The organism is Streptomyces sp. NPDC058525, assembly GCF_042719495.1.
Classification (GTDB): Bacteria; Actinomycetota; Actinomycetes; order Streptomycetales; family Streptomycetaceae; genus Streptomyces.
This window is the reverse complement of the sequence record NZ_JBHXNP010000195.1, coordinates 1-5,200: the sequence shown is the minus strand read 5'-3', so window position 1 is coordinate 5,200 and position 5,200 is coordinate 1. Positions and strand designations below refer to the sequence as shown.

Below are 5,200 nucleotides of genomic sequence, written 5' to 3'. Positions count from 1 at the left end.
AGCCCGTCACCGATCACCGGCAACGCCACATTCAGAATCGAGAAATCAACCGCCAGCATGAACTGCGCCACCAGCAGCACCACAAGCACCAGCTTGAGGCGTCCGTCCAGACGGACCGGCCCCCCGGCTCCTCCCCCCTCCCCTGCACCCGCGTCAACACGCGCTCCCTCGACAACCGACATCGCCATACATCCTTTCCATCACAACGGAGGCCTTCTGCGTTGAAGGCCGGTACTTGCCGGGGAAGCCGGCTCAGGCAGGGGTTTGCGCCGAGGCGCGGCGCCTTAGTTCTTCGGACAGTTCCTGCCAGTCCCGCGCGCACTGGGCGGCCGCGGCGGCCGCCGTCTCGGCGCGGTACGGGGGTATCGCGGCGACGATCCGCTCCCACTGGCGCAGTCCGCTCACCTGGAGGTCGAGCATGCGCAGCAGGAGCCTTCCCGCTTCGCTCAGCCTGAGCAGGGGGTCCTTGCAGAGGCTGGTGACCAGTGCGGGCAGTGGCTGCCCGCGGCCCCGGGCGGGCACCGGGTCCGGCGGCGGGGCGGGGCCGTTGGCGGAGCGCCGCTGGGCGGCGGGCACGGGATCCGCTCCCTCGCCGATCCTGCGCCGGACGTCCCGTACGGTCGAGGGCGCGATGCCCGCCTCCCGCGCGATCTGCCGCAGCGAGGCCGTGGGGTGTCCGGCGAGCAACCGGGCCGCGGCTTCCCTGCCGCGTACGGGATCGGCCGGCCGGATGCGGCCGTCCTGGCCGACGCGGCCCGGGGGGTCGGGCGCGGGACCGGCGCGGCGGCGCAGCGATCCGACGGTCTTGGCCGCCAGCCCGGTGCGCTGCGCGATGCCGCGGTCGGACCAGTCCGGGTGGGACCGCAGGATGCGCAGGGCAGCGGCCGTCCGCTCGGCGTGCGTGAGTGGGAGCCCGTGGCTGATGTTGGCCTCGACGGCGAGGACGAACGCGTCCTCGGGCGTGCCGTCGAAGTACGTGACCGCCACCGTGTCCTGCCCGCGCAGTTCGGCGGCCCGCAGCCGGTGCGTTCCGTCGATGATCCGCATGGTGCCGCGGTGCACGAGCAGCGGGGGCAGCATCCGGCCGGAGTGGGCGAGGCCTTGAGCGTGGCTCTCGTCCACGCGGACGACGCGTGGGGAGTCCGCGGAGAGCAGCGCGCCGACCGGCACCTCGACGACGCTGTCGGAGGTGGTCGGCGTGCTCATCGCGTGGGGCTTGCCCATGGTGTTCACCTCCCTTCGTGCACTCGCTGTTTCGGCTGCCGGTCCGTCGCCGGCCCCGGGGAAGAAATTACGTAACTACCGTTCGGTAACCCAGCTGGCCGCCGAACTCCGTTGAGATTTGGGCAACTTGGCGAAGTAGCCGCCTCGCGGGGTGGGCGACCGCGGAGAATCCCCGGTCGCCCACCGAGCCGCCCTCACACCCCGGCCAGTTCCTCCGCGCGCACGAACTCCCGCAGCCAGGCGAGGAATCCGGGCCCAAGGTCCTCTCGCTCGCAGGCGAGCCTGACCGTCGCGCGCAGGTACTCGGCACGGTCCCCGGTGTCGTAGCGCCGGCCGGAGAAGACGACTCCGTGCACGGGCCGGCCCGCCTGGACGAGGGTGCGCAGCGCGTCCGTCAGCTGGATCTCGCCGCCGCGTCCGGGGCTCGTACCCCGCAGGACCTCGAAGATCTCGGGGTCGAGGAGGTAGCGGCCGATGATGGCGAGGTTGCTGGGCGCGGTGCCGGGTTCGGGCTTCTCGACCAGGTCGGTGATGCGTACGCCCCCGGCGCCCGACGGCCCGTCCACGGCGGCGCATCCGTACTGGTGGATCGCGTCCGGATCCACCTCCATGAGGGCGACGACGCTGCCGCCGTGCCGGGCGCGGACCTCGGCCATGCGGGCCAGCAGCGGGTCCCGGGGGTCGATCAGGTCGTCGGCCAGGAGTACGGCGAACGGCTCCCGGCCCACGTGCGGGGCGGCGCAGAGCACGGCGTGGCCGAGCCCCTTGGGGTCCCGCTGGCGCACGTAGTGGATGTCGGCGAGCTCGGTGGAGGCGCAGACGCTGTCGAGCTTGTCCTGGTCCCCGCGGCGCTGGAGGGCTTCCTCCAGCTCGTAGTTGCGGTCGAAGTGGTCCTCGAGCGGGCGCTTGTTGCGTCCGGTGACCATGAGGATGTCGGACATCCCCGCCGCGACCGCCTCTTCCACCACGTACTGGATGGCGGGCTTGTCGACCACCGGCAGCATTTCCTTGGGGGTGGCCTTGGTCAGCGGGAGGAATCGCGTTCCGAGTCCCGCAGCGGGGATGACTGCCTTGGTTATCCGATGAGGTGTGGAATTCATGCCGCTGACGCTAGAGCGTTCCGCGCGCCACCAGCCTGAATTCCCGTTGTTTTCCGCCTACTTAGGCATTTCCGCTTTCGGCCGGAGTCGCCGCGATGCCCCGCCGGACCAGCCGCCACAGCTCTCTGAGCTCGGCGACGACGGCGCCGCGGCTGCCGCCCGTCCGGCCGCGGCGCGCCCGTACGACGACCCCTCCCACCAGATGCGCCGTCAGCAGCGCGGCGGGGCGCGGGCCTACCTCGGGGCTCAACTGCCCCTCCTCGGCGGCCTGCTCGAGCAGCTCCGTGACCTCCGGATACCAGCAGCTGCACCAGGCGGGACCTGCGCCGACGCGCTCCTGGGTGAGCCGGGCGGCCGCGCGCACGACCGCGTCGTCCTCGATCAGGCAGCCCAGTTCGAGGACCAGCGCGGAGACGGTGTCCAGCGCCGGGCCGCCGCGGGCCGTGACGTCCTCGACCACTCTGCGGGTGGCCTCCCGCCCCGAGTCCGCGACGGCCGAGGCCAGTTCCCCCTTCGCGGAGAAGTGAAAGGTGAGCGCTCCTATGGATATCCCTGCGGACCTGCTCAGCTTGGATAATGACGTTCCGTCATATCCGTTGCGGTCGAATTCTGCGGCGGCCACCGAAATCAGATGATTACGGGTGCGCACGCCGCGCTCTTGCTTTACCACTGCACCATCACTGCCATCCGGGTCGTTCCTGACTCACCAGTACATCCTGTCTCGGGATGGCGACCTCCAGCGTCGCCCCGTGTGCCGGCCACGCACAACGCCGACTTGACGAAGAAGCACCCGCCCCCCTCCACCGCCGCCCTCGCGACGGAGCCCTGACCACCAACGTGCCCAAGTCGCGGGAAGGGCGCCACACCTACGCTAGAAAAAAAACGAACGTTCTGTACTCTGATGGTACCTACGACGCACGCCGGCGTCCGCAGCGAAGGGGGATACAGATGACGGCACACACGAGGACCAGAGCTCTGGCTGCCGGGGACACCACCCTGGACGAGTTCAGCGAGCGCCTCTTCGGCCATTTACCGAGAGCCGACCAACGCCGTTGGGCCCGGGTCTACTTGCAGGGACTGCTCACCACTCCGGGCAAGAAGTCGGTACGCCGGCTCGCCGCGTCCGTGACCGAGTCCCCCACCGCCTCCCAGTCCTTGCAGCAGTTCATCAACGCGAGCCCGTGGGAGTGGGATCCGGCCCGCACCGAACTGCTCCGCTGGGTGGAGGAGCGGCACAGGGTCCACGCCTGGACGATCGGGCAGGTGGCCTTCCCCAAGCGCGGCGAGCACTCGGTCGGCGTACACCGCCGCTTCGACCCGGCCGCCGGACGCATCGTCAACTGCCAGTACGGATACGGGCTCTTCCTGTCCCTCGGCGGCACGAACATGCCGGTCGACTGGCGGCTGGTCCTCCCCGAGAACTGGTCGGCGGACCCCACCCTGCGCCGCCGGGCACGCATCTCACCCGAGGTCGCGCACCAGACCCCGGAATCCCTGGTCCTCGAACTCATCGAGACGATCGCCGCCCGCACCTCGTCGGTACGCGCCCCCGTGATAGCCGACTTCAGCCGCCTGAACGGCGCCGCCGCGCTGATCGGCATGCTCGGCCGCCGCGGCCACGACTTCCTGGTCTCCGTACCGCCGACCCTCACGGTCTCCCCCGCCGGTCCGGTGCACGGCCCGGCCCATGGCCCGGCCCATGCGGCGGAGCCGGCGCGAATGCCGGTGCCGACGCCCGTGCGGGCACCGGCGCGGATGCCGGCACGGATGCCGGGCGGGATGCCGGTGCGTACGACGACCGCGGGTGACTTCGCGCGTCTGGGCAACACCAGCCATCCGTACGCCGCACGGCTGAGCGGCCCCGACGCGCGTCCGCAGCGGCTGCGCATCCACTCGGGGCTGGTCCGGGTACCGGGCGGCGAGACCGGGGTCCCCGGGGCCCAGCAGACCTACCGCCTGTTCGGCGAACGGCGGCCGGGGCCCGGCGTGCGGGGCGGGCCGGTCTGGCTCACCAACATGAGCCGCCACCGGATGGACGACCTGCTGTTCCTGGTCCGGCAGTCGGCGCAGACCTCGACGGTGCTGGGCACGCTGGCCGACGAGTTCGGCCTCCTCGACTTCGAAGGCCGCTCCTTCCCGGGGTGGCACCACCACATGACGCTGATGTCGGCCGCGTTCGCGTACAAGGCCGAAGCCGAGGCCGTGCCGGCGGCTCGGGAGCGCGTGGCCTGACGGCGCGGCGCGGCGTGACGGGGTTCGGGTGCGGCGCCGCTGCCGGGGCTCCGCCCCGGACCCTCCCCCAGACTCCGTCCGGGGGGACCCCCACGCCTCAAACGCCGGCGGGGCTGAATGCGGACGGGGTTCGGGTGCGGCGCCGTTGCCGGGGCTCCGCCCCGGACCCCGCGCCTCAAACGCCGGCGGGGCTGGATAGTGCGGCCCGAGCCGAAGGCGACGGCGGGGGCGACGGCGGGGGGCCACGGCGGGGGCCGGGATCGCCGCACTGCGGCAGACCCGGCCCCGCCGGCACGTCAGGCGCGGATCAGGGACAGGATCTCGTCGCGGACCTTCGCCAGGGTCGCCTCGTCGCGGGCCTCCACGTTCAGGCGCAGCAAAGGCTCGGTGTTCGAGGCGCGGACGTTGAACCACCAGTCGGCGCCCGTGGCCGTCAGACCGTCCAGCTCGTCCAGCTCCACGTCCGCACGGCCCCCGTACGCGGCCTTGACCGCCGCCAGCCGGCCCGCCTGGTCGGCGACCGTCGAGTTGATCTCACCCGAACCCGCATAGCGGTCGTACGAGGCCACCAGGCCCGACAGCGGGCCGTCCTGGCCGCCCAGGGCCGCCAGCACGTGCAGCGCCGCCAGCATCCCGGTGTCCGC

4 protein-coding genes and 2 pseudogenes are annotated in these 5,200 nt (G+C 72.0%); 1 reads left to right on the top strand and 5 read right to left on the bottom strand.

Features of this window, described 5'->3' with window-relative positions; all coding sequences use genetic code 11:
• From ACFWP3_RS41490 to ACFWP3_RS41475, 4 genes and pseudogenes are all read right to left on the bottom strand, one after another.
• Positions 1-182 (bottom strand): annotated as a pseudogene (locus ACFWP3_RS41490) (MFS transporter); the annotation flags it as partial.
• A gap of 70 nt (positions 183-252) precedes the next feature.
• A complete protein-coding gene (locus tag ACFWP3_RS41485; RefSeq protein ID WP_384232103.1) occupies positions 253-1,224 on the bottom strand; it encodes a ParB/RepB/Spo0J family partition protein in 972 nt (323 codons plus the stop codon).
• A 194-nt stretch (positions 1,225-1,418) separates the two neighbouring features.
• Complete coding sequence (galU, locus tag ACFWP3_RS41480; RefSeq protein ID WP_384232100.1) at positions 1,419-2,324, bottom strand: UTP--glucose-1-phosphate uridylyltransferase GalU; 906 nt, start codon at positions 2,322-2,324, stop codon at positions 1,419-1,421.
• Positions 2,325-2,385: 61 nt separating this feature from the next.
• On the bottom strand, positions 2,386-2,946 hold the full coding sequence (locus tag ACFWP3_RS41475; RefSeq protein ID WP_384232098.1) for a TetR family transcriptional regulator: 561 nt from the start codon (positions 2,944-2,946) through the stop codon (positions 2,386-2,388).
• 326 nt (positions 2,947-3,272) lie between these two features.
• Between ACFWP3_RS41475 and ACFWP3_RS41470 the strand changes: the two genes are divergently transcribed.
• Complete coding sequence (locus ACFWP3_RS41470) at positions 3,273-4,556, top strand: IS701 family transposase (RefSeq protein ID WP_384232096.1); 1,284 nt, start codon at positions 3,273-3,275, stop codon at positions 4,554-4,556.
• A gap of 296 nt (positions 4,557-4,852) precedes the next feature.
• On the opposite strand, the pseudogene manB reads toward ACFWP3_RS41470, so the two are convergent.
• Positions 4,853-5,200 (bottom strand): annotated as a pseudogene (manB, locus tag ACFWP3_RS41465) (phosphomannomutase/phosphoglucomutase); the annotation flags it as partial.

Excerpts from the sequence above, each read along its gene's own strand:
- galU (WP_384232100.1), bottom strand. The coding sequence starts at position 2,324 with ATGAATTCCACACCTCATCGGATAACCAAGGCAGTCATCCCCGCTGCG.
- ACFWP3_RS41470 (WP_384232096.1), top strand. The coding sequence starts at position 3,273 with ATGACGGCACACACGAGGACCAGAGCTCTGGCTGCCGGGGACACCACC.
- ACFWP3_RS41485 (WP_384232103.1), bottom strand. The coding sequence starts at position 1,224 with ATGGGCAAGCCCCACGCGATGAGCACGCCGACCACCTCCGACAGCGTC.